General features: G+C 65.3%; 21 protein-coding genes. 10 read left to right on the top strand and 11 right to left on the bottom strand.

What is annotated here, in order from left to right; all coding sequences use genetic code 11:
• Positions 1–22: 22 nt before the first annotated feature.
• The 3 genes from CCOS191_RS22535 to CCOS191_RS22545 all read left to right on the top strand — a co-directional run bounded on the left by CCOS191_RS22535 (position 23) and on the right by CCOS191_RS22545 (position 3,312).
• Positions 23–1,426: a heavy metal sensor histidine kinase gene (locus tag CCOS191_RS22535; protein ID WP_046857064.1), complete on the top strand. Its 1,404-nt coding sequence runs from the start codon at positions 23–25 to the stop codon at positions 1,424–1,426.
• A gap of 130 nt (positions 1,427–1,556) precedes the next feature.
• Entirely contained in the window at positions 1,557–1,781 is a 225-nt protein-coding gene (locus tag CCOS191_RS22540; protein WP_023631633.1) for a hypothetical protein, read from the top strand.
• Between the two features lie 205 nt (positions 1,782–1,986).
• Positions 1,987–3,312 (top strand): OprD family porin, encoded by a 1,326-nt coding sequence (locus CCOS191_RS22545; RefSeq protein WP_046857065.1) that lies wholly within the window; start codon positions 1,987–1,989, stop codon positions 3,310–3,312.
• Positions 3,313–3,417: 105 nt separating this feature from the next.
• Here the strand turns inward: CCOS191_RS22545 and CCOS191_RS22550 are convergent, their stop codons facing one another.
• Together CCOS191_RS22550 and CCOS191_RS22555 are read right to left on the bottom strand one after the other, a co-directional pair.
• Complete coding sequence (locus CCOS191_RS22550) at positions 3,418–3,669, bottom strand: DUF3077 domain-containing protein (protein ID WP_046857066.1); 252 nt, start codon at positions 3,667–3,669, stop codon at positions 3,418–3,420.
• Positions 3,666–3,905 carry a hypothetical protein gene (locus tag CCOS191_RS22555; RefSeq protein ID WP_023631630.1) on the bottom strand — a complete coding sequence of 80 codons (240 nt, stop codon included), beginning with the start codon at positions 3,903–3,905 and terminating at the stop codon, positions 3,666–3,668. Before CCOS191_RS22555 ends, CCOS191_RS22550 begins: the two co-directional genes overlap by 4 nt.
• Before the next feature lie 464 nt (positions 3,906–4,369).
• Between CCOS191_RS22555 and CCOS191_RS22560 the strand changes: the two genes are divergently transcribed.
• The gene (locus CCOS191_RS22560; RefSeq protein WP_046857904.1) at positions 4,370–5,866 is read left to right on the top strand and encodes a GGDEF domain-containing protein; all 1,497 of its coding nucleotides are present in this window, start codon (positions 4,370–4,372) and stop codon (positions 5,864–5,866) included.
• A 130-nt stretch (positions 5,867–5,996) separates the two neighbouring features.
• Here CCOS191_RS22560 and CCOS191_RS22565 read toward each other — a convergent pair whose 3' ends face one another.
• Positions 5,997–6,473, bottom strand: coding sequence for a ferritin-like domain-containing protein (locus CCOS191_RS22565; RefSeq protein WP_046857067.1), 477 nt, complete (start codon positions 6,471–6,473; stop codon positions 5,997–5,999).
• Positions 6,474–6,675: 202 nt separating this feature from the next.
• On the opposite strand from CCOS191_RS22565, the gene CCOS191_RS22570 reads away from it, so the two are divergent.
• On the top strand, positions 6,676–6,897 hold the full coding sequence (locus CCOS191_RS22570; RefSeq protein WP_031315465.1) for a DUF3820 family protein: 222 nt from the start codon (positions 6,676–6,678) through the stop codon (positions 6,895–6,897).
• Positions 6,898–6,922: 25 nt separating this feature from the next.
• Here the strand turns inward: CCOS191_RS22570 and CCOS191_RS22575 are convergent, their stop codons facing one another.
• The 3 genes from CCOS191_RS22575 to ptsP are packed head-to-tail and all read right to left on the bottom strand — an operon-like array spanning position 6,923 to position 12,434.
• Entirely contained in the window at positions 6,923–8,638 is a 1,716-nt protein-coding gene (locus CCOS191_RS22575) for a PTS fructose-like transporter subunit IIB (RefSeq protein ID WP_046857068.1), read from the bottom strand.
• Positions 8,638–9,585, bottom strand: a complete 948-nt coding sequence (gene pfkB, locus CCOS191_RS22580) for a 1-phosphofructokinase (protein ID WP_046857069.1) — start codon at positions 9,583–9,585, stop codon at positions 8,638–8,640. Before pfkB ends, CCOS191_RS22575 begins: the two co-directional genes overlap by 1 nt.
• Positions 9,585–12,434 (bottom strand): phosphoenolpyruvate--protein phosphotransferase, encoded by a 2,850-nt coding sequence (ptsP, locus tag CCOS191_RS22585; RefSeq protein WP_046857070.1) that lies wholly within the window; start codon positions 12,432–12,434, stop codon positions 9,585–9,587. Before ptsP ends, pfkB begins: the two co-directional genes overlap by 1 nt.
• 296 nt (positions 12,435–12,730) lie before the next feature.
• Here ptsP and cra point away from each other — a divergent pair, with 296 nt between their 5' ends.
• From cra to CCOS191_RS22605, 4 genes are all read left to right on the top strand, one after another.
• Positions 12,731–13,726 (top strand): catabolite repressor/activator, encoded by a 996-nt coding sequence (gene cra, locus CCOS191_RS22590; protein ID WP_046857071.1) that lies wholly within the window; start codon positions 12,731–12,733, stop codon positions 13,724–13,726.
• 2 nt (positions 13,727–13,728) lie between these two features.
• A complete protein-coding gene (locus tag CCOS191_RS22595) occupies positions 13,729–14,505 on the top strand; it encodes a TatD family hydrolase (RefSeq protein WP_046857072.1) in 777 nt (258 codons plus the stop codon).
• Between the two features lie 157 nt (positions 14,506–14,662).
• The gene (locus CCOS191_RS22600) at positions 14,663–15,301 is read left to right on the top strand and encodes a DUF6036 family nucleotidyltransferase (RefSeq protein WP_046857073.1); all 639 of its coding nucleotides are present in this window, start codon (positions 14,663–14,665) and stop codon (positions 15,299–15,301) included.
• Positions 15,285–15,719, top strand: coding sequence for a hypothetical protein (locus CCOS191_RS22605; protein WP_046857074.1), 435 nt, complete (start codon positions 15,285–15,287; stop codon positions 15,717–15,719). The genes CCOS191_RS22600 and CCOS191_RS22605 overlap by 17 nt, the downstream gene beginning before the upstream one ends.
• Before the next feature lie 49 nt (positions 15,720–15,768).
• Here CCOS191_RS22605 and CCOS191_RS22610 read toward each other — a convergent pair whose 3' ends face one another.
• The 4 genes from CCOS191_RS22610 to CCOS191_RS22625 all read right to left on the bottom strand — a co-directional run bounded on the left by CCOS191_RS22610 (position 15,769) and on the right by CCOS191_RS22625 (position 21,547).
• The gene (locus CCOS191_RS22610; protein ID WP_046857075.1) at positions 15,769–17,781 is read right to left on the bottom strand and encodes a methyl-accepting chemotaxis protein; all 2,013 of its coding nucleotides are present in this window, start codon (positions 17,779–17,781) and stop codon (positions 15,769–15,771) included.
• A 133-nt stretch (positions 17,782–17,914) separates the two neighbouring features.
• Positions 17,915–18,745, bottom strand: coding sequence for a regulatory signaling modulator protein AmpE (ampE, locus tag CCOS191_RS22615; protein WP_046857076.1), 831 nt, complete (start codon positions 18,743–18,745; stop codon positions 17,915–17,917).
• Complete coding sequence (gene ampD / locus CCOS191_RS22620; RefSeq protein WP_038707380.1) at positions 18,742–19,308, bottom strand: 1,6-anhydro-N-acetylmuramyl-L-alanine amidase AmpD; 567 nt, start codon at positions 19,306–19,308, stop codon at positions 18,742–18,744. The genes ampE and ampD overlap by 4 nt, the downstream gene beginning before the upstream one ends.
• Before the next feature lie 88 nt (positions 19,309–19,396).
• Positions 19,397–21,547: a DUF1631 domain-containing protein gene (locus tag CCOS191_RS22625; RefSeq protein WP_046857077.1), complete on the bottom strand. Its 2,151-nt coding sequence runs from the start codon at positions 21,545–21,547 to the stop codon at positions 19,397–19,399.
• A gap of 245 nt (positions 21,548–21,792) precedes the next feature.
• Here CCOS191_RS22625 and nadC point away from each other — a divergent pair, with 245 nt between their 5' ends.
• Positions 21,793–22,641, top strand: a complete 849-nt coding sequence (gene nadC / locus CCOS191_RS22630; protein ID WP_038707378.1) for a carboxylating nicotinate-nucleotide diphosphorylase — start codon at positions 21,793–21,795, stop codon at positions 22,639–22,641.
• Between the two features lie 107 nt (positions 22,642–22,748).
• Here nadC and trxB read toward each other — a convergent pair whose 3' ends face one another.
• Positions 22,749–23,711: a thioredoxin-disulfide reductase gene (gene trxB, locus CCOS191_RS22635; RefSeq protein ID WP_046857078.1), complete on the bottom strand. Its 963-nt coding sequence runs from the start codon at positions 23,709–23,711 to the stop codon at positions 22,749–22,751.
• Positions 23,712–23,979 lie beyond the last annotated feature (268 nt).

The following is a 23,979-nucleotide window of genomic DNA, read 5'->3' on the forward strand; positions in this document are numbered from 1 at the left end:
AATCGGCCGCAGGTAGCGCCCCATGAATGCTTGGCGCAACTCCATCGCCCTGCGCCTGGCGGCGCTCTTCGCCCTGGTGGCGCTGGCCGTGTTCGTGCTGATCGGCAGCGCGCTGTACCGCCAGGTCGACCACAGCCTTGACCTGCTGCCAGCAGCCGAACTGGACGCACGCTTCAGCGTGCTCGAATCCACCCTCAACCGCTTCGGCACCGCCGAGCACTGGGCCAAGATCAACAACAAACTCAACCTGCTGAGCGAAGAAGACCGGCGCATCCGCTTCTGGGTGGTGAGCGGCGCCCCGGCCTTCGAGTACGGCCAGCCCAGCGAACAGGTGCGCGGCTTCGCCAAGGGCCCTGTGGGCATGCGCGAGCTGCGCCTGTCCGACAGCCCCTATCCCTACAAGGTGCTGGTCAGCGAGCTGCCCGCGCAGGGTGAGCGCCCGCCCCTGCGTTTTCTGATCGGCATCGACACTGAAACCTTCTGGCAGGCCCAGCACAGCCTGCTGGTGGCCATCGTTGGCCTGGCGGTTTTCGGCGTGCTGCTGGCTTCGCTGCTTGGTTACTGGGTCGCGCATATTGGTCTGCGGCCCCTGCTCGCCCTCTCCGAAGAAGCCCAGGCCCTGGCGCCGCCACGCCTGGACGGTCGCCTGCAGACCCGCGACCTGCCGCCGGAACTGGCGCGCTTCGCCGGCACCTTCAATGCCACCCTTGACCGGGTCAGTCAGGCCTATTCGCAACTGGAAGCCTTCAACGCCGACGTCGCCCACGAACTGCGCTCGCCGCTGACCAACCTGATCGGCCAGACCCAGGTCGCCCTCACCCGCGGGCGCAGCGCCGAGCACTACTTCGAGGTACTGCAATCGAACCTCGAAGAACTCGAGCGTTTGCGCAGCATCATCAACGACATGCTGTTCCTGGCCAGCGCCGACCAGGGCAGCAAGGCCACCGCCCTTACCCAGGCCTCGCTGGCCGAGGAAGTGGCCACTACCCTCGACTACCTCGACTACATCCTCGAAGACGCCCACGTCAGCGTCACCGTCAGCGGCGATGCCCAGGCCTGCATCGAAAAGGCCCAGTTGCGCCGGGCGCTGATCAACCTGCTGAACAACGCCGTGCAGCACACCGCGCCGCACCAGGCGATCCAGGTGCGCATCGAGGCGGATGACGAACTAGTCAGCATCGCGGTGAGCAACCCAGGGCCGGCGATAGATGAAGAACACCTGCCGATGCTGTTCGAGCGCTTCTATCGGGTGGATGCGGCCCGCGCCAACAGCGGCGGCGGCAACCACGGACTGGGCCTGGCCATCGTCAAGGCAATCGCCCTGATGCACGGCGGCAGTGTTTTCGTGCACAGCGAGGCCGGGGCCAATACCTTCGGTATCAACTTGCCGAGCGCTCAACTACGCGGGTTTGCGGTAAAAGTCTGAGTGTTTTTGCCGCGATCATTACTTTTTGCGCAACAGTGCTTATCTGAACAGCCTCTGTTTCCACGCTGTTTACAGGACTAACTTTAGCCCTGTCTCCATTAGCACTTGCCCCGCAAGAAGGTTGTTCCAAATGTCCAACAGTATGGGTATTGCCAGCGTTTTCGTCCTGTCTTCCCTGTTGTTGTCGCCCCTGGCCATGGCGGAAGAATCCCCGGCCTTCGTCGCCCGCAACGCCGAACTCGCCGCGGTTCACCAGGAGGCGCGTGACGCCTACGCCGCGCAGCAGTCCGCTGCGGCTAAAGACGCACAGCAGACCGCTTCCAAGGTATCTGTCGATACCGATGCCGATAGTTGACCGACCACGCCAACTGTTTCCAGTTTTCCCTGGGCTACACCATGGGCACTGCCTGTGACGATATGTTAGCCTTTCAAAGCCGCTGCCTTTCAGCGGCTTTTTTTATGCGTCGAAAATCTCAGCCTGGCTGTTACGTCTCTAATAAGAACTTGCAGACACGACAATAAAAAACTGCCCCATCGCTTGACCAAAGGAGTTTGTACCGGTGTCTTTCGCGTTTCGTTTCACCCCGTTGTTCGTTGCATTGGCCGCAACGATGCCCGTGGCCGCACAGGCCGATGAAGACAAGGCTGATGGCTTCATCGAGGGTTCCACGCTGAACCTGCATTTCCGTAATGCCTACTTCAACCGTAACCAGCTCAACCGCGAGCAGCGTGACAATCGCGAATGGGGCCAGGGCGCCGTGGCGCGCTTCGAGTCCGGCTACACCCCCGGCGTGATCGGCTTCGGCCTGGACGCCCACGCCATCCTGGGCCTGAAGCTGGACGGTGGTGGCGGCCACGCCGGCACCTCGATCCTGCCAAGTCACGTCAAGGACGATGGCAGCCTGGGCGCGGCGCCGCATTCGTTCTCCACCGCCGGCGGCGCGATCAAGCTCAAGGGCTTCGACACCGAGTTCAAGGCCGGTGACCTGTTCCTCACCAACCCGGTGATCGCCGGTGGCGAAAGCCGCATGCTGCCGCAGACCTTCCGCGGCGTCGCGCTGACCAACAACAGCATCGACGGGCTGATGCTCGAAGGCGGCAAGGTCAGCTTCACCAAGCCGTACAACCAGAGCGGCCACCGCCGCATCAACACCTACTACAGCAACCAGACGCCCGAGCAGGACAGCCAGAACCTGAGCTGGGCCGGCGCGTCGTGGAGCGGCACCGAGGGCGTCACCGCCAACCTCTACGCCGCCGAGCTGAAGGACATCTGGAACCAGTACTACGCCGACTTCGACTACACCTACGCGGTCAACGACCTGGTCAGCCTGAACCCGGGCGTGCACTTCTATCACACCCAGGACACCGGCCAGTCGAAGCTGGGCAGCATCGACAACAACACCTGGAGCGTGCACTTCACCGTCGCCGCCGGGTACCACAGCGTCACCGCCGCCTACCAGCGGGTCAATGGCGACACGCCGTTCGACTACATCAACCTGGGCGACAGCATCTTCCTCGACAACTCGCGCATGTATTCGGACTTCAACGCGCCGAACGAGCGCTCGTGGAAGCTGCAGTACGACTATGACTTCGCCGGCCTCGGCATCCCAGGCCTGAGCACCTCGCTGTCGTACTCGCGCGGCAAGGCCGACCTGACCAAGGCCAGCCAGGACACCCAGTACTATGATTTCTACAACGCCGACGGCAAGAACGCCCGGCACTGGGAGCGCGACTTCGACGTGAAGTATGTGTTCCAGGAGGGTCAGATGAAGGACCTGTCGGTGCTGCTGCGCTATGCCACGCATCGGGCCAACGCGGCGTACTCGGGTGAGCAGGACAACAACGAATTCCGCGTGATCGTGGATTACCCGCTGAACGTGTTCTGATCCATCATCGCGGGCGAGGGCTACGCCCTCGTTTCGCCGGCAAGCCGGCTCCCACAGGTACAGCGCTATTTTTTGTGGGAGCCGGCTTGCCGGCGATGCTCTGCTTCAACTGTTTCTTTTCAGTCCTGTTTCCAGGTCATTGATCAGCGCCTTGGCCATGGCACTGAGCATCCGCGCCGCACTCCCTGCTTTCAGGTCCCCCTCCATTTCCGCCTCGGTGGTCAGGTGCAGGATGCAATCTTGCAATACCGACAGCTCATCGAATGCCCGGCTCAAGGGCACACCCGGCAGCACGCGATAACACTCCAGGAAGGTCTCGTCGCCAGCGGTGACAGACATATCGGGCTGCTCGCTCATGGCTGCACCTCCAGCGACCTGGCGTGGGCCATCAGGCAGCTCAGCAGCCGGCTGAGGATGGAAATGTTCTCCACCAGGATCTCCGGACGCTCATCCACGGGAAAGGCCATGTAGACATCGCAGGTGCGGGTCATCATGGTCATCAGGACTGCGGCATGCTCCCAGACTTCGGCGAGGGGCAGATGGTCGATGATGGAGATGTAGGGGATGGGTGGATCAGGTACCAGCTTTTTCATAAGCAATTTCCAATGTCGTTAAAGGAAACCGCCAGCTCATCCTTTCTCACCAGATAAGGGTGGCAGCCGTACATGGGGTGAGAAAACCGAGGACATTGGAACCCGGCCAGACCTAGGTCTGCCCATGCACGGCTGCCGTGACAGAATGCGGAACCAACATCGTTCGGGTTTCTCACGCCCGGTCACCAAATTTGGCGACCCGACGACGTTAGCCCTGATGCATTTCCCGGCCTATCCAGACCCTTCCGGCAAGCGCGTAGGATAGGTCCCAAGCACAGCCCAACTGAAGCATTTGGTTTCAGATTCGGAAATGTCGTACATCCCATCGCAGGCCTACTGAATCAATTCCGTCGGGCAAAACACCTTTGATCTTGTCCGACAATCGTGCCTTGCCTAAAATACCGCCGCCGCTTTCCGGCCCACTCCCCATGGATCCCGGGGCTTATGCAGTTGCGAGCATGACGTTGCCCACCCGATCACCACGATCCGCCCTGTACAAGTCACACCCCGAGCTGGTCCTCAACCTGGGCAGCTGCCTCGCCGTGCTCGCCATCGTGGCCATCGTCGGCTACCTGCTGGCCCGCGAGCGCGACAGCGTCGAGCAATCGGAAATGCGCTCGTCGAGCAACATCGTGCAGTTGATCGAAAGCGATATCCTGCGCAACGTCGAACTCTACGACCAGTCGCTCAAGGGCCTGATCTGGGCCGTGCAGCACCCCGAACTGCTCAACGTGCCGACCAAGCTGCGCCAGCAGATCCTGTTCAACCAGGCCTTCTCCGCGCCGGTGCGCGGCGACATTCTCTGGCTCGACGCCAAGGGCGACGTGCTCGGCGACTCCACCAGCGCGGTGCCGCGCCAGGCCAACTTCGCCGACACCGTGGCCTTCCAGGCGCACCGAGACCGGCCGGGCCTGGGCCTGCTGATCAGCCCGCCGTTCAAGGCGCGGCTGGGCAACCTGGACTGGTGCATCAGCTTCAGCCGGCGCATCTCCGGCGCCAACGGCGAGTTCCAGGGCCTGGCCGCCGGGGCCCTGCGCCTGTCCTATTTCAACGAACTGTTCCAACGCCTGGACATCGGCGTGGACAGCAGCATCAACCTGCTCAACACCGACGGCCAGCTGCTGGCGCGCCAGCCGACCCGGCCGCAGGATCCACTGATCGGCACCAGCTTCAGCGAGCGCCCCAACTTCAAGCGCATCCTCAGCGAGCGCAGCGGCAGCTTCACCGCCCGCTCGACGGCCTATGAGGGCCAGCGCCTCTACACCTTCGCCCGGGTCGCCGACCTGCCGTTGATCGTGCTGGTGGCCCACTCGGCCGATGAAGTGTTCCAGTCGTGGCGGCGTACCGCGATCGTGGTCAGCGTGGCCACCGGCGTGTTGTGCATTGGCATCCTCTGGCTGACCTTGCTGCTGGGCCGCGAGCTACGTCGGCGCCACGATGCCGAACTGGGTCTGGCCACCCTCGCCGCCACCGACAGCCTTACCGGCCTTGCCAACCGCCGCCGCCTCGACCAGGTGCTGCGCCAGGAATGGGCGCGCGCCCAGCGCAACCGCAAGCCGCTGGCGGTGCTGATGGTGGATGTGGATCACTTCAAGGCCTTCAACCAGCGCCATGGCCATGCCGGTGGCGACCATGTACTGCGCGAGGTGGCCACCACCATCGAGCTGTGCATCCGGCGCCCTGCGGACCTGGCGGCGCGTTATGGCGGGGAGGAGTTCCAGGTAGTATTGCCGGAGACTGAATTGGCTGGTGCTCGGCTACTGGCCGAGCGCGTTCGCGCCAGCGTCGAGGCGATGCCGCCATTCGGCGATGACGAGCGGTCGGTGACGGTCAGTGTGGGGATCGGCTTGCATGTACCGGGCACCGCGCAGGATCTGTCGGCGCTGTTGGCCGATGCGGACGAGGCGCTGTATCGCGCCAAGGCCAATGGTCGGAATCGGGTGGAAGGACCTGAGGCTTGAGTCGCTGGGGCCGCTATGCGGCCTTTCGCCGGCAAGCCGGCTCCCACAACGAGCGCGTCAAAGTTAAGCCATGCGCCATTCTGTGGGAGCCGGCTCGCCGGCGAAAGGGCTGCAAAGCAGCCCCTAAAACTCAAGACCGAGCGCGAGCCGCGTTACGCAGAGCCTTCACCTGGTCATGATTGCGCTGCACGCCCTGCAGCTGTTTCTCCACCAAGGCATACGAAGTGTCATTGGCCGAGCGCCCCAGTTTGACCAGCTTCTCGCGGGCTTCCTTGTAGGCCTTCAGCGCATGGTCTTCACCACGCTCCACTTCATTGAGCACCGCCTCTTCATCCTTGCCGGTGACCATCGACTTGAGGTTGACCCAGCCACGGTGCAGGTCGCCGCTGATGCTGGTGCTGGTTTCCGGATCACCGCCCAGCCTGCGCACTTCACTTTGCAGCTCGGCCGCGGCACTGGCGCACTCGCTGGCACGCTGCACGAAGAATGCTTTCAGTTCAGGGTTCTTCACATCCTCGGCAGAGGTCTTGAAGCCTTTCTCACCATCCTTGCTGTACTCGATCAGGTCGTTGAGTACGTCGATCGTGTCTTTGTTGGGATTACTCATGGCAACAACTCCTTGGCAGGTGATAGTCACCTTGATCGGAGCAGGCTTCGTGCCAGGCCTATGAAATAAAAATAATTCATGTAAATCAGTAACTTGAAGATTTCACAAACATGCCGTTCAAAGGCGTTCTGCATGATCGCCGCTTGGGTCGTCGTGCAGTTTGCAGTAAGGTCGCGCTTCAACCGCCACAGGCCACCGCCCGATGAAACCCGAAACCCTGCAACTGCTGGTCACCCGCACCATGCCTTTTGGCAAGTACCAGGGGCGGATCATCGCCGACCTGCCCGGGGACTACCTGGCATGGTTTGCCCGTAAAGGCTTCCCGCCCGGGGAGCTGGGCGGGTTGCTGGCGCTGATGCACGAGATCGACCACAACGGGTTGGGCGATCTGCTGAAACCGTTACGGGGCAAGACCAGGGGTTGAAGCATTTGATGGAGCAATCGCCGGCCTAGCCCTTGGCCGGCGCCACGACCATCTCCACCTGCTCGCCCTTCTTGATCAGCGCGTACACCACCGCCGTCAGCAGGCTGCCGGCGACGATGGCCAGCAGGTACAACAGCGCATGGTTGATCGCGTTGGGGATCAGCAGCACGAACAACCCGCCATGGGGCGCCATCAGCTTGCAGCCAAAATACATCGACAAGGCCCCGGTCAGCGCGCCCCCGGCGATGCTCGCCGGAATCACCCGCAGCGGGTCCTTGGCGGCGAACGGGATCGCGCCCTCGGAGATGAAGCACAGGCCCAGCGCCAGCGCCGCCTTGCCGGCCTCGCGCTCACTCTGGGCGAACTTGCGCCGGGCCAGGAAGGTGGCGATGCCCAGGCCGATCGGCGGCACCATGCCAGCGGCCATGGTCGCGGCCATCGGCGCGTAGCTCGACGAGGCCAGCAGCCCCACCGAGAAGGCATAGGCGGCCTTGTTGATCGGCCCGCCGAGGTCGACGCACATCATGCCGCCGAGCAGCAGCCCGAGCAGGATGGCGTTGGTGGTGCCCATGCTGTCGAGGAAATGGGTCAGTCCCTCAAGCATAGCCGCCACGGGTTGGCCGACCACGTAGATCATCACCAGGCCGGTGAACAGGCTGGCCAGCAGCGGGATGATGAGGATCGGCTTGAGCGCGTCGAGGCTGCTGGGCAGGCGCACCCAGCGGGCGATGGCCTTGGCGCTGTAGCCGGCCAGGAAGCCGGCGACGATGCCGCCGATGAACCCCGCCCCAAGCGTGCTCGCCAACAGGCCGCCGATCATCCCGGGCGCCAGGCCCGGGCGGTCGGCAATGGACCAGGCGATATAACCGGCAAGCAGCGGCACCATCAGCTTGAACGCCGCCTCGCCGCCGATCTGCATCAAGGCGGCGGGCAGCGTGCCGGGTTCCTTGTAGGCCTCGATGCCGAACACGAACGACAAGGCGATCAGCAAACCGCCAGCCACCACCATCGGCAGCATGAACGACACCCCGGTCAGCAGGTGCTTGTAGACGCCGGTCTTCTCGGCCGGCGGCACTACGCCGGTCGTCCCCGTCGCCTCCACCTTGCCCTCGGCCAGGGCCTTGTCCAGCGTGGCGCGGGCCTGCTTGAGGGCAATGCCGGTGCCGCAGCGGTAGATGCGCTTGCCGGCGAAGCGCGCAGCCGGTACTTCGATATCGGCAGCCAGCAACACCACATCGGCTGCGGCGATGGCCTCGGCCGGCAGCGGATTGCGCGCGCCGACCGAGCCCTGGGTTTCCACGGTGAGCTGGTAGCCCATGGCCTGCGCCGCCTGTTGCAGGGCTTCGGCGGCCATGAAGGTGTGGGCCACGCCGGTCGGGCAGGCGGTTACCGCGACAATCTTCGGCGCCCCCTGCACCGGGGTTTGCGCCACTTGCACCTGGGCGCCGGCAGCGGCCTCGTCGAGGAAGCCTTCACGGTCGGCCAGGGCCTGGGCCGGCGTGCTCTGGTACAGGCGTTTGCCGGCGAAGCGCGCCAGGTCCACCGGCCCGGTGCTGACCACCAGCACCCAGTCGGCCTCGGCGATCTGCGTTGGCGTCAGGCGCAGCTCCGGGTGTTCGGCGTCGTGCACCTCGACGCAGGTTTTCCAACCCCGACGCTGGGCAGCGGCGGCCAACAGGCGGGCGCTGAGCACGCTGGACACCTGGCCGTTGGGGCAGGCGGTGACAATGGCAATGTTCATCAGCAGCCCTCTTCTTGTTGTTCTGTAAGGCGCACGGCGGCTTCCAGGCGCTCCAGTTGCTCACGGTCGTGAATGCCGAAGCCGACCTGGGTGACTGCCTGGGCGGCGATGGCGGTGGCGCGACGCAAGGTAGCGGCGGGCGCTTCGGCCTGGAGCAGGCCATGGACCATGCCGGCGACCAGCGAATCACCGGCGCCAACGGTACTGGCGATGCGCACTTTCGACGGTTGCGCATGCAGCGCCAGGCCAGCGGCGAACCAGTTCACGCCCTGCTCGCCCTGGGACACCACCACATGCTCGACGCCAGTGGCGAGCAGCCGCCGTGCGGCCGCGCGTTGCTCGTCCGCGGCCTGCACCGGCAGCCCGAGGACTTCACCCAGCTCCTCGGTGTTGGGCTTGACCAGCCAGGGCGCGGCCTGCAGGCCTGCGCGCAAGGCTTCGCCGCTGCTGTCCAGGGCCACCTTCAGGCCCTGCGCCTTGAGCATCAGCAGCAGCTCGCGCAACCACTCGGGGCTGATCCCCCGTGGCAGGCTGCCGGCCACCACCACGGCGTCATGCCCTGGGGCCACGTGTGCCAGACGTTGCAGCAAGGCGTCGCGGGCGGCCTCGTCGACCTGCGGCCCTGGCCCGTTGATATCGGTGACCTGGCCATCGGCCTCGACCAGCTTGATGTTGCTGCGGGTCTCGCCCGGCACGCGGACGAAGCAATCGGCGAACCCGCGCCAGGCAATCAGCGCCTCGAACGGCGCCAGGTTGTCCTGCCCCAGGAAACCGCCGACGGTGACGCTGTGGCCCAGGTCGGCCAGCACCTGGGCGACGTTCAGCCCCTTGCCGGCGGCATGGCTGTGCTGGGCCTGGCTGCGGTTGACCGCGCCGGCTCGCAGGCGGTCGAGGCTGATGGTGATATCCAGCGCCGGGTTGAGGGTGAGGGTGAGGATCTTGGCCATCAATAACGCTCCACCAGCGCCCGGACTGCCTCGGCGCTGTCTTGTTGCAGGGCCTCGCGCGCCAGGGCGCGGGCCGTCGAAAGGTCGGCCTGGCGCACCAGGGCCTTGACTTCAGGAATGCTGCGGGCGGCGACGCTCAGTTCGTCCACCTCCAGGCCCAGCAGCACGGCGACCGCCTGCGGGTCGGCCGCCAGCTCGCCGCACACGCCCACCCACTTGCCCTGTTCATGGGCGGCGCGCACGGTCATGTCGATCAGGTTGAGCACCGCCGGGTGCAGGCCGTCGGCCTGTGTCGACAGGCTCGGGTGACCGCGGTCGATGGCCAGGGTGTACTGGGTCAGGTCGTTGGTGCCGATGCTGAAGAAGTCCACTTCACGTGCCAGCTGCGGTGCCAGCAAGGCGGCCGACGGTACCTCGACCATGATGCCCACCTGCAAGTCGGCCACCGGGATCTCCTGGCGCAGGCGCTCGACCATGGCCTTGGCGGCGCGCCATTCATGGAGCTGGCCGACCATGGGGAACATGATGCGCAGCGGGCGGTTGTCCGCTGCACGCAGCAAGGCGCGCAGCTGGTCTTCCATCACCTGCGGGCGTTGCAGGGTCAGGCGCACGCCGCGCACGCCGAGGAAGGGGTTTTCCTCAGCCGCGATCGGCCAGTACGGCAAGGGCTTGTCGCCCCCGACGTCGAGCGTGCGCACCACCAGTGGCCGTCCGTCCAGGCCATCGAGCACCCGACGGTACTCGGCTTCCTGGGTCGCCACGTCGGGCAACTGCGGATGGGCCATGAAGATCAGTTCGGTGCGCAACAGGCCGATGCCTTCGGCACCTTGCTCCACCACCTTGTCGATGCCGTTGCTCTGGCCAATGTTGGCGAACACTTCGACGGCATGGCCGTCGCGCGTCCGCGCGGGCTCATGGCGGTTGGCCCAGGCGATCTGCAGCCGACGCTCGCGGGCGTCACGCTCTGCCAGGGCTCGTTGCAACTCGGCCTCGGCTGGCGCAACCACGACCCGCCCGCGCTGACCATCGAGCAGCAGCGGCGTGCCGCTATCCAGCAACAGCACGGCCGCCCCGGCCCCGACCACCGACGGGATGCCCAGGGCGCGGGCGACGATGGCGCTGTGCGCGGTGGCGCCGCCCTGGGCGGTGACGATGCCGGCGACCCGCGCCGGGTCCAGGCGCGCCACGTCCGAAGGGCCGACTTCGGCCATCACCAGCACATAGGGCTGCTCTGGCTCGGCGCTGTCCTTGACGCCGCACAGTTGCGCCAGCACCCGACGACCGATATCGCGCAGATCGGCGGCCCGCTCGGCCAGCAGCGCATCGTGCAGGGCCTCCTGCTGACGGGCGGCGGCTTCGATCACCGCCATCCACGCAGCGGCGGCGCTTTCGCCCTGGGCCAGGCGCAGCTCGACGTCGTCGGTCAGGGCCGGGTCGGCGAGCATTTCCTGATGGGTGACGAAAATTTCGCCGATGGCCTTGTCGCTGCGTTGCAACAGGGCCTGAAGATCGGCGTGCACCGTGTCGATGGCCTGGCGCAGCCTGGCCCGTTCCTGGGCAGGCGACTCGCCGCGCAGCGGGTAGTCGATATCGCGTTCGACGCAGACATGGGCCGGACCACTGGCGATACCCGGCGCGGCCGCGACACCCTGCAGGGTGCTGCCGGGCGGCGGGGCCTGGAGGGTTTCGACCTGCGGCTGCTCCACTGCCGCCGTTTGCGGCAAGGGCTCGACCTCCTCGCCGAGGCCCTGCTCGATAGCCGCCAGCAACGCCGGCAAGGCATCGGCGGCGATGCCAGGTTCAGCGATCAATTCTAGAACTTGGCCACGACGGATGCCGAGGCTCAGCAGCTTGCTCAGGCTCTTCACCGAGACGGCGGGCTGGCCGCTGTCGTGCAGCCGTATGCGGATCTCGCCCTCGAAACCCTTGGCCAGCTGCGCCAGTACCTTTGCAGGGCGAGCATGCAGGCCATGGGCGTTGGCCAATACTATCCGGGCGCTGGGCCAGTCGGCGGGCGCCTCGCCGCCGAGCACTTCGAGCACGGCGCGGCTGCTGGTGGCCTGGTAGAGCATCTGCCCACGTCCCTCGATCAGCACCTCGCACAGGCGCTCGAGCAGGGCTTGATGCGCCGCTCCGAGGCTGGCCAGGCAGAACAGGCCATTGAGCGGTTGATCGCGGTAACGCAACGGTTGCTGCGGGGTGACGAAGGCCAGCCCCGGTTGGCGCACCTCACGTTCGCTGTGCAGCCACCACAGGCCTTCACCCAGCGGCAGCGGCTCGGTCTGCTGCAGCACGGCGGCAAAGCCGCTGTCGGCACAACCGGCGCGTTGCAACAGGCGAGCGCCGCGCCAGGCCAGTTCGTCGAAGTCTTCCGCAGCCAGGTTGAGGCCGACCAGCTGGGCATCCAGCGCCAGCTCGCGTGGCGCGCCTTGCAGTAACTTGAGCAGTGCCTCGGCGCTGCCGGAGCGACGCAGCGCCTCGGCCAGGTCGGTTTCACCGAGGGCGCGGGTCAGCAGTTGAAGCAGGCGCAAATGTTCATCGGAGCGGGCAGCGATGCCGATGGCCAGGTAGACGATCTGGCCGTCGCCCCAGTCCACGCCGTCGGGAAACTGCAGCAAGCGCACGCCCGTGGCGAACACCAGCTCGCGGGTCTGCGGCGTGCCGTGGGGGATGGCGATGCCCTGGCCGAGAAAGGTCGAGCCTTGCGCCTCCCGGGCCTGCAGCCCCGCCAGGTAACCCTCGGCGACCAGACCATCGGCAACCAGTCGATCGGCCAGCAGCGCCAGTGCCTCGCCCTTGTCGGCGGCACGCTGGCCCATGGCAATCTGCTCAACGGCAAGCTCGAGCATGACCCTCTCCTTTTGCGGCAGCCCCATCGGCTACCGAGGTATTGTTGTGGAATTCGACGGCAAAAGCCGCCAAAACGATCAGCACAACCGGCGAAGACTGATTTTCAGGCAGGAAAATTCGCTTTGCTGAAACGTTTAATCTGACCAAGCGGCCACGTTACTCGATAATCTGCCAACGAAAAAGCCCCATCCTGTCGGACAATTGCGACAATGGTCGTCTGCGCGCGGGCCCGTCGATGGGTGAAACTAGCCGGTCAAGCCCCGCAGGCAGTCCCGGAAACAACAAGGAAAATTCGGTGAAACTCAGCGATATCGCCCGTCTGGCCGGTGTGTCCGTGACCACCGCCAGCTACGTCATCAATGGCAAGGCCGAACAGCAGCGCATCAGCAGCAGCACCGTCGAGCGCGTGCGTGCGGTGGTCGAGGCCCACGGCTTCACCCCGAACCCCCAGGCCGCCGGCCTGCGCAGCCGCCACACCCGCACCCTGGGCTTCATTCTCCCGGATCTGGAGAACCCCAGCTACGCCCGCATTGCCAAGCAACTGGAGCAAGGCGCCCGTGCCCGTGGCTACCAGCTGCTGATCGCCAGCAGTGACGACCAGCCCGACAGCGAACGCCAGTTGCAGCAGCTGTTCCGTGCCCGGCGCTGCGACGCGCTGTTCGTCGCCAGTTGCCTGCCGCCGGAAGACGAGAGCTACCGCGAGCTGCAGGCCAAGGGCCTGCCGGTGATCGCCATCGACCGGCGCCTGGACCCGGCGCACTTCTGTTCGGTGATCAGCGATGACCGCGACGCCAGCCGCCAGCTGGCCCAGAGCCTGTTGAAAACCCGCCCGCGCAGCATCGCCCTGATCGGCGCCCGCCCCGAGCTGTCGGTGAGCCAGGCCCGTGCCGGGGGCTTCGACGAAGCCCTGCAAGGTTTCGACGGCGAAGTGCGCCGCTGCCAGGGCGAAGCCTTCAGCCGCGAGTGCGGCCAACGCCTGATGCAACAGCTGATCGATGAACTGGGTGGCCTGCCGGATGCATTGGTGACCACGTCCTACGTGCTGCTGCAAGGCGTGTTCGACACGCTTCAGGCGCGCCCCGAGGACTCACGCCAGCTGCAGTTGGGCACCTTCGGCGACAACCAGTTGCTCGACTTCCTGCCGCTGCCGGTCAACGCCATGGCCCAGCAGCACGGCCTGATTGCCGCCACCGCGCTGGAACTGGCCCTGGCCGCCATCGAGGACAAGCGCTACGAGCCCGGCGTGCACGCCATCGGTCGCACCTTCAAGCAGCGGATCGCCAAGGCCTGACCATGCGCCTGATCGACACCCACACCCACCTCGACTTCGCCGATTTCGACGCCGACCGCCCGCGCCTGCTGGCCAACGCGGCGGCGCGCGGGGTGGAGCGCATGGTGGTGCTGGGGGTGTACCAGGACAACTTCCAGCGAGTCTGGGACCTGGCCTGCGCCAACGAAGGCGTGTACGCGGCGCTGGGGCTGCACCCGATCTACCTTGAGCAGCACCGTCCTGAGCACCTGGCGCAGTTGCGCGACTGGCTCGAACGCCTGCGCGGCAATCCACGGCTGTGCGCGGTGGGTGAGTTCGGCCTGGACTTCTACCTGCCCGAACTGGACCCGACGCGCCAGCAGGCGTTGTTCGAGGCCCAACTGCAACTGGCCTGCGACTTCGAGCTGCCGTCACTGCTGCACGTGCGCCGCAGCCACGCCCAGGTGATCGCCACGCTCAAGCGTTACAAGCCGGCGAAGGCGGGGATCATCCATGCCTTTGCCGGCAGCTACGAAGAGGCGCGCGAGTACATCAAGCTCGGCTTCAAGCTGGGACTCGGCGGCGCCGGCACCTGGCCCCAGGCATTGCGCCTGCGCAAGACCCTGCCGCGGCTGCCGCTGGACAGCGTGGTGCTGGAGACCGACGCGCCGGACATGGCGCCGGCGATGTTCCCGGGGCAGCGCAACAGCCCGGAATATTTACCAGAGATTGCACAGGCACTGGCTGAAGTAATAGGTGTCGATGTCGAGCAACTGGCGAAGACCAGCACCCACAATGCCTGCGCACTGTTTGGCTGGTAAATCACCGCTGTTCCAGCCGGCCCTTTGGCAACACCCAGAAGCTACTGTCCTATTTCCGACACGTCGACCGTCCAACTAAATTGATGCCCCGAACGCGCTTGGGTGAATCTTGCTCAAGTACGCCTACGAGCTGGTCACAAGGACATCGAGGTTGGCAATGGACCGTCTGAATGCAACCCCTCCACACCTGAACACCCAGAGCGATCTGGGACAAGCCCTGATTTCCATGTTCAAGTCAGTGGAAGCGGAAATGGTGCAAGAGCAAGCAGGGTCAGGTGCATTGAAAATCATCATATTCGGAGGGTGTGCTGTCCACCTGTATACTCATCATCGCGTTTCCGTGGATGTCGATGCCGAATGTTACGAGAACAGCCTCGCCGAGCCGTTCGACTTGCAAGCTCTACTCGCCGAAGTCCCTCAAGCCTTCTTCGATGCCCAATCCGGACGCATGCTGGAGTTGCACTACGACCTGCATTACACCACAACTTTCGGGCCGATCCACGAAGACTATCTGGAGCGCAGCCTGCCATTGGCAGAGTTCCCGGAAACCTCCCCCTTGCATATTCGTATCGCAGCGCCGGTCGACATCGCCATATCGAAGCTGGCCAGGGCAAGCGAACAAGACTTGAGTGACATTCACGCTTTGCTCCGTTCGGGTCTCATCCTGACCACTGACTTACGGCGGCTGGCACTGGAGGCAATCGATGTGTATGTTGGGTCCAAGGAACCACCGACCACCGTACTGACCAATCTCTTGCAAGACTTCCTGGAGCCCGAAGATGGCGAAGCGTCTTGACGGCAACCTCTTCACATCCGCGCTGGACAAGCTAGCCAGATCTCCCTTGAATCAAGCGGATGACTCAACTCTTGTCCACGTAGCGCAGGCTGTCTGGTATTCGGATGTCGACCTGGTCAGCGCTGCGCGAGCGTTTCTGAGGTGTCATCCCGATGAACTTCAGGTCCGTCGAGTGGGTTACTTGTTGGAGAAATTGACGCGCTTCTCCTGTGCTTCGGTCCACCGTGTCATGGATACCCGCCACGCACTTGAGCTGTTTCCCCACGCCATGCCAATTGCCCAGTCACCGACCGCTGTACGCAAGCGCCGTGATGAACTGGCAGCATCCTGGGGGCTTGATGAAGGGCTCGGTTTGAAAGCGCAAGCCCTGCTGCCTTACCAGACCCGCCATTACGAAGCCAGGCAAACCAACTCCTGAAACCGCGGCCCCAACAATCGAATCGCCTCGTCTATTCAACCCCGCAACACTAGACCCGAAACGCCCCGATCAGCCGCTTAAGCTCCACCACCTGCGCCGACAATGCGCGGCTCGCATCCTCGGTCTGACAAGCGCCTTCGGTGGTGTCCTGCGCCGCACGGTTGATCGCCACGATGTTCTGGTCGATGTCGTGGGCCACGGCGGTCTGCTGCTCGACGGCGGCGGCGATCTGCTGGTTCTGCTCGACGATCCCGCCGACCGCGCCAAGGATATTGCCCAGCGCCTGCTGCACCTGGCGCGCTTCGTCCACGGTGCCGGCGGCCATCTGGTGGCTGCTGCCCATCACCCGCACCGCCGCACCCACGCCTTCGCGCAGGCGCTGGATCATCTGCGCGATCTCCTCGGTGGAATCCTGGGTGCGCCTGGCCAGGGTGCGTACCTCATCGGCAACCACGGCAAACCCCCTGCCCTGCTCGCCGGCTCGGGCTGCTTCGATGGCCGCGTTGAGGGCCAGCAGGTTGGTCTGCTCGGCGATGCTGCGGATCACCTCCAATACCCGGCCGATGGCCTGGCTGTCGCCCGCCAGCTGGTTCACCGCCGCCACACTCTGGTCGATCTCGCCGGCCAGGCGGGCGATGCTGCCCTGCTGGCTTTCCACCAGGTCGCGGCCCGAGGCGCTCTCATGGTTGACCCGCTGCGCGCCTTCGGCGGCCAGGGCCGCGCTGCGGGCGACCTCCAGCGCGGTGGCGCTCATCTGGTTCATGGCCGTGGCCACCTGCTCGATCTGTTCGCGCTGGCCACTGACCGCCTGGTTGCTGCGGCTCGACACCGACAGCACCTGGCCGGCCTGTTCCTCGACCGTGGTCACGGTCTTGCCGACCTGCTCGATCAGCCCGCGAATGCGCCGCACGGTCTCGTTGAAACCACGCCCCAGCTCGCCCAGCTCGTCCCGGCTGCTGGCCTGGAAGCTGATGGTCATGTCGCCTGCGGCCACCTTGTCCATGGCGGTGCCGAGGTTGCCGAGGGTTTCCCGGGTGGAGACGTAGAAGCCGCTGTAGAGGTAGATGATCAACGCGAAGACGCTGGCCAAGGCCGCCACCAGCGCGGCCGTGCGCAGGCGGTGCTGGCCGAGGCGCTCTTCCAGTTGCCCATGCAGATGGGCAAGCACGGCATCGTTCAAGCGGTAGGTCTGCGCCATCAGGTCGCTGGTCTGCTGGTAGAAACCGGCCCACGGCGCGTCCAGGCTCTCGGCCACCACCACCTGGTCCTCGAACAGGGTCGCCGCCTGCTTGACGGTGGCCTGGCTGGCCTGGGCGCTGCTGGCGAGCGCGAGCTTGAGCCCGGCATCGGTTGCCAGGGCGTCATCCAGGCGAATGGCGTAATCGGCGGACAAGCGCTCCAGGCGCTGCAGCAGGTCTTCGAAACGCGCGCTGCCCGAGGAGTCCATGAAGCCACGGCCCAGGGCCACCGCGCCCATTGCCCGGCCCTCACCGATGGCCTGGGTCACCTGGGCCGTGGCATTGCCGAGCAGCTCGCTCAACTGACGCACCGAGGCCTGGCTGTCCTGGCTGAGGCCCGACTGGCTGGCCACCAGCTTGCCCAGCACCTGGGCCTGGGCCAGCAACTTGTCGAACAGCGCCGCCTTGTTCTGCAGCGAACTTTCGTCACGGGCACTGGCGAAGGCCTCGGCCAGCTCGGCACGCTTGGCCTCGAACGCAGGGTCGCTACCCTTGAGGCCATCGAGCCGGGCCTGGACCTTGTCCTGCAGCGCCGCGATACGGCTTTCCACATCGCCGGCCTGGCCCGACTGGCCCAGCACGGCATTGATCTGCAGCAGGTTGCCGAGGGTCTCCAGATCGCCACGCAACGTCAGGCTCTCGGACAACGGCGCCAGCCCCTGCAATTCGCCACGGGTGGCCTGGAGCTGGTTGTAGGCGTCGCGTACCAGATAAAAGCTGGTGACCAGCATGGGCAGGAAGAACAGGACGCTGATCAGGCTGAACTTCATGCCGAAGCTCAGCCGGTTCATCAGTGCGATGGCCGGATAGAGCAGACGCTTCACAGGTCACCTCCTTGAATTCTTGTTGTTCTGCGGGGTAGCACTAGGCCATCTAGGGCCAGTGGCTTTGTATAGCGCAGATTGGAATCAAGGTTTGTAACTTATGGTTAAGCGATCGAACTCAGTAGCAAACGGTTCAGACCAGCACGGTCCACAGGGCGAAGCAGGCATACCACAGCACCGCGCAGCGCAGCAGCAGCTCCCAAAGGCTGTCCAGCCGCTCCAGGCCGCGCTGGCGGTCCTCCTCCTCAGGGATGTCGTCGGCTACCCGGCCAACCTTGGCCACCAGGTGTCCGGCGCTGACGTGCCAGTCGAGCAGTTCGTGCAGCATCACGCGGGTCACCGCGACGAAGTTGCCGACCAAGGCGAAACTCACCGTCATCACCCGTACCGGCAGCCAGTCCATGGCGTGGCGCAGTTGCCCGGCCAGGCTCTGCAAGGCCGGCTGGCGGCTGTTGTCCATGGTCAGCGCCAGCAGGCGGTAGGCCAGCGCCGCCGCCGGACCGAGCAGGAAGTACCAGAAGATCACCGCGAAGAAGCTTTGGTAGGCCTGCCACAGCAGGTGGCCCTGAACCCGCTTGATCAAGCTCTGGGCATCGTCGGCGGCCAGCCCCAGGTCGCGCTCGGCCACATGCAGCGCGGCCTGTTCGTCACCCCGGCGCCAGGCGTCGCGAAACGGCCCCAGCGCCGCCTTCACATCGCCGCGCCCCAGGCTATAGACCAACACCAGCAAATGCACCGGCAGCGCCAGCAAGCCGTAGGCCACCGGTTCCAGCACATGCAAAAGCAGCACGAGCAGCGCCACCGGCGCCAGGATCAAGATACTCAGCGTCCACCACGGGTGGACCTTGCCGCTGCGCTCCAGGCGCACCAGTTCGCCCAGGTAGAAGCCGTCGCGCTGCAACCGCTGGCGCAGGGCCGAGAACTTCTCGACCCACAGCGCCAGCACCAACACCAGAAAACTCATGCCTTGTCCTCGTTGCGTTGCAGCGCGGCCCGGTAGCGCGGCCAGTCGAAGGCCGGGCCCGGGTCGGTCTTGCGCTGCGGGGCGATATCGTTGTGGCCACAGATGCGCTGGGCGTCGATCACCGGCCAAGCCGCGCGGATCTCGCGGGTCAGCCGCTCCAGGGTGGCGTACTGGGCATCGGTATAGGGCAGCTCGTCGGTGCCCTCCAGCTCGATGCCGATGGAAAAATCGTTGCAGCCCTCGCGCTCGCCGAAGCGCGACACACCGGCATGCCAGGCACGGTCGAGCAACGAGACGAACTGGGTCACCGCGCCATCGCGCTCGACGAACAGGTGCGCCGAGACGGTCAGGTGGTTGATGGTCGCGAAATACGGGTGCTCGTCCGGGTCCAGGCGGTTCTGGAAGAACTGTTGCACCTTGCCGGTGCCGAAACAGGCCGGAGGCAGGCTGATGTTGTGGATGACCAGCAGCGCAATGGCCTCACCTTCGGGGCGGGCGTTGAAGTTCGGCGAGGGGCAGTGGCTGACGCCGGTGAACCAGCCGGTCGCGCGGTCCAATTGCATGGTGCAGATCCTGAAATGACGCCCGAGACAGATGGTCAGTATGCCGTGGGCGGCCAGTGCTTGCATGTAAATGATTGTGCAGGAAGCTTCAGCTTTGCTGCGCCTGCTGCCCACGCAACTGCTCCAGCACCGCCTCCAGCGCCCGCTCGAACAGCAGGCCATCGTCCAGCAGGCGTACCTCGCCACGACGCAGGGCCATGGCCAGGCCCATGCGGTTCCATTCGCGCACCTTCATGCCGGTGCGGTTGCTGAAGACCAGCCGGTCGTTGCTGTCGATACGTGCCACCAGCTTGCAGCGCAGCGCCTCGTCGTCGTCCATCACCTCGACCCAGGTGCCGACCTGCAACCGCTGTACCTGATGAACGGCAGGGTCATGCTCGTCGAGCGGCAGGCCAGCGTCCAACTCGGACTCATCGCTGACGACCAGCACGATATCGTCCTCCACCCACACTTCGTCCAGCGCGGCATCCGCCTCCGGCGTGCTGCCACAGGCGCGCTGGTGCAGCTTCTCCAGTTGCAGGAAGAAATCACGGGTGGCGGCGGAGTCCAGCGCCACCCCCGCCAGACCATCGCGCAGCGCCTTGAGCAGGCCCGGCACCTGCTCCAGCAGGCGTTGCGGCTCACGGTAAGGGGCAATGCTGACCAACAGGTCGTCCACCGTCGCCAGGGCCTCGGCCCAGGCTGGCGAAGCCTCACCCTGCTTCAGCCAGGCCAGCAGCAGCACCTGGCTCCAGGATTGCACCAGCATCTGCACCACCACCTGCGGCAGCACCCGGCCATGCAGGCGGTCGTTCAGCTCCTGCTGCACACGCTGGCGGGCCAGCAGTGTACGGGCGCGGCCCTCCTCGGCGTCACGGGTGCGCTGCTCGAGCAGTTCGTTTCGCCGACGTTCATCCTGGCTGAAAGCGAGAAACTCATCGAGCAGCTCGTCGAACAGGGCGCAATCGTCGGAAAAGTCATTGAGCAGGCGCTGCACGATACGTTCGACGCGCAGGTGCAGGCTGTCGCGCAGCCCCTCGGCCTCGGTCTCCCAGCCAATGGCCGCGGCGGCGATTTCGTTGAGCAGGCGGCGCGCCGGGTGGCTGCCACGGCTGAACATGCCCTTGTCGATCAGCGCCACCTTGAGCACCGGGATATGCAGGCGCACGATCAACGCGCGCAGGCTGGACGGCAGGTTGTGGTCACCCTGGATGAAGGTGAACAGCAAGTCGACCAGGTTGATCGTGTCTTCGTCGTCGGTGGCAATGCGCCGCCGCGTGCCGCTGCGCACGCTGACCCGCAACAGCAGTTGCTCCAGCTGCTGGCCAAGGTTGAAGTCATCCGGCTCGCCAGGGGCTGGCACATAGTGCTGCAAGTGGGTGAGCAGGCGCAGCAGGTCGCCGGTACTGGTCGGCTGGGCCGCACCGGCCGCCTGCAAACGTGGCGTGACCCGCCCACGCACCGGCGCCAGCAGCGCCTGCACCGAGGCAAAGAACGCCTGCCCGGCGGAGTCGGGCAGGCCGCCCGGCATGACGCTGGCCGTCACGCGCCTGGCAATGCCGCGCCGGTCCTCGGCACGGCGCCGTGGCGCGGGCAGCAGCTCCGGCAGCACGCCGGCACTGGCGAGCAGCTGGCTAGCCTCGCCGTAGAGCAGGTCGAGGTCACGTAGCACATAACGCTCGTACAGCTTGAGCAGCACCATCTTGACGTTGGCGCCAACCCCCAGGTTGCGCCCGGCATCCAGGAAGTAACCGCAGAGGTTGCCTGGGCCGAGTGGGTTGTGCGCGGTTTCCAGCGGCAGTTCCAGCAACGTGGTGAAGCGCAGGTTCAGTTGATCGAGCAGAAACCCGTCGCGCGACAGCACCCGATCGACCATGGCCTGCACGGCCACGGTGCGCTCCAGCGCCGACCTGTCCTGGGTCTGTGACCTGACCAGAGCCTCGAGCCCACCGCCCTGGCCGATACGGGCAAAGGCGTCGTAGAAGGTGTCGAGGAACCCGCGCTCGATGCTCTTGCGTTTCAGGCGCAGGTCACGCATGGCCTCGAAGTACAGGTTCTGGTCGAGGCGGCCACTGGCCTTGTCGGCCATTTCGAAAAGGGTGTCGTCGGCATTGTCGAACAGCGCCTGCAAGCCCTGGCGCAATTGCAGCGCGGCCTTGTCGCGCACCTGCAGGAGCAGGACTGGAAGGCATGGCGAGGGCGCGCGCGCACCCCGGTCGATGGCAGCCGCCAAGGGCACCACCTTGCCTTCATCATGCATCCCGGACTCCTTGCTGGATGTTGCGTTGTTCGACTGGAAGAGAAATCGTCAAAGCTATGACGCCAATTACAAGGCGCTATTATCGGTGAAAATTCTGACAGCTGCTAGCACGCCTTTCGCACGCCTCAACGGACAATGCTTTTGCACAATTGCTCAAACCGCCTGACCAAAGGTCATCGGCACGGCAGCTGTACACGCCGCCCCCCTGCCCTATAATCGCCGGCACCTAGCTTGTGGAGCCGACCATGCCGAACCTACGCCTCGCCGACCTGACCGCCGAAATCGAAGCCAACGTGCGCCGCGCGCTGCTCGAGGACATCGGCAGCGGCGACATCACCGCCCAGCTGATCCCGGCAGAGCGCCTGGCCAAGGCGACCATCATCACCCGCGAGGACTGCGTGATCGCAGGCACCGCCTGGGTCGATGCGGTGTTCCGCCAGCTCGACCCGCGGGTGGCGGTGCACTGGCAGGTGGCCGATGGCGAGCGCGCCACCGCCAACCAGGCGCTGTTCCACCTCGAAGGCCCGGCACGCTCGCTGCTCAGTGGTGAACGCTCGGCCTTGAACTTCCTGCAACTGCTCTCGGGGGTGGCAACCCGCGCACGCTTCCTGGCCGACCTGGTCGAGGGCACCCAGGTGCGCCTGCTCGATACCCGCAAGACCCTGCCGGGCCTGCGCCTGGCGCAGAAGTACGCGGTTACCTGCGGCGGCTGCCACAACCACCGCATCGGCCTGTACGACGCGTTCCTGATCAAGGAAAACCACATCGCCGCCAGTGGCGGCGTGGCCGAGGCCGTGGCGGCGGCGCACCGCATCGCCCCGGGCAAGCCGGTGGAGATCGAGGTGGAAAGCCTGGACGAGCTGCGCCAGGCGCTGGCGGCGGGCGCCGATATCGTCATGCTCGACGAACTGAGCCTGGATGAAATGCGCGAAGCGGTACGCATCACCGCGGGCAAGGCCAAGCTCGAGGCCAGCGGCGGGGTCAACGAGACCACCCTGCGGGTGATCGCCGACACCGGTGTGGACTACATCTCGATCGGTGCGATGACCAAGGATGTGAAGGCGGTGGACCTGTCGATGCGGCTGAGTCTGTGAGCTGAATCGCAGGTATAAAAAAACCGGCCAGATGGCCGGTTTTTTTATCGCGGGGCCAGCCCGCTCCCACGTTCTGTGCAGGAGCGGGCCGGCCCGCAAAGGCTGGATCAGTGCGCGGCGTTGGCCAGGCCGTCCAGGTAACGCTCGACGTCCAGGGCCGCCATGCAGCCGGCGCCGGCCGAAGTGATGGCCTGACGGTAGACGTGGTCGGCCACGTCGCCGGCGGCGAACACGCCCTCGACGTTGGTGGCGGTGGCGTTGCCTTCACGGCCGCCGTGGACCACCAGATAGCCGTCCTTCAGGGTCAGCTGGCCTTCGAACAGCGAGGTGTTCGGGGTGTGGCCGATGGCGATGAACACACCGTCGACCTTGATTTCGTCGAAGCTGCCATCGTTGTTCTTCAGGCGCGCACCGGTCACGCCCATGTTGTCGCCCAGCACTTCGTCCAGGGTGGCGTTGAGCTTGAGTTCGATCTTGCCTTCGGCGACACGGGCGTTCAGCTTGTCGATCAGGATCTTCTCGGCGCGGAAGGTGTCGCGACGGTGTACCAGAGTCACCTTGCTGGCGATGTTGGCCAGGTACAGCGCCTCTTCCACGGCGGTGTTGCCGCCGCCGACGACCGCCACCGGCTTGTTGCGGTAGAAGAAGCCGTCGCAGGTGGCGCAGGCCGACACGCCCTTGCCCATGAAGGTTTCTTCCGACGGCAGGCCCAGGTAGCGGGCGCTGGCGCCAGTGGCAATGATCAGCGCGTCGCAGGTGTAGGTGCCGCTGTCACCGCGCAGGGTGAACGGCTTGTTGGCCAGGTCGACGGCGTTGATGTGGTCGAAGACGATCTCGGTCTCGAAGCGCTCGGCGTGCTCCTGCATGCGCTGCATCAGGGCCGGGCCGGTCAGGCCGTGAGGGTCGCCCGGCCAGTTGTCGACTTCGGTGGTGGTGGTCAGCTGGCCGCCCGCCTGCATGCCGGTGATCAGCAGCGGCTTGAGGTTGGCGCGCGCGGCATACACCGCGGCGCTGTAACCGGCAGGGCCGGAACCGAGAATGATGACGCGCGAATGACGTACTTCGGACATGTCGAACTCCTGTCGAGCGGGCCGCACGGGGCCGGCGTCGGTGCGCCGGTTGCGCCAGCTGGAATTAAAAGGGACCCACGCAGCACTTGGGGAAGGCTACAACGCGTTGGTCCAAAACCAAAAAAGTTGAGCGCACTGTAGCGAGGCCGCAGAGATTAAGGAAATATCCTTCGACAATCCACCTTATAGACAGTCTCTATCCGCTGAGGAAACCGACAGGCATTGTGCCTGCGCTTTGTTACACGCCGTTTCCCGAAGGCGCGGCGCC

The organism is Pseudomonas sp. CCOS 191, from assembly GCF_001007005.1.
Classification (GTDB): Bacteria; Pseudomonadota; Gammaproteobacteria; order Pseudomonadales; family Pseudomonadaceae; genus Aquipseudomonas; species Aquipseudomonas soli.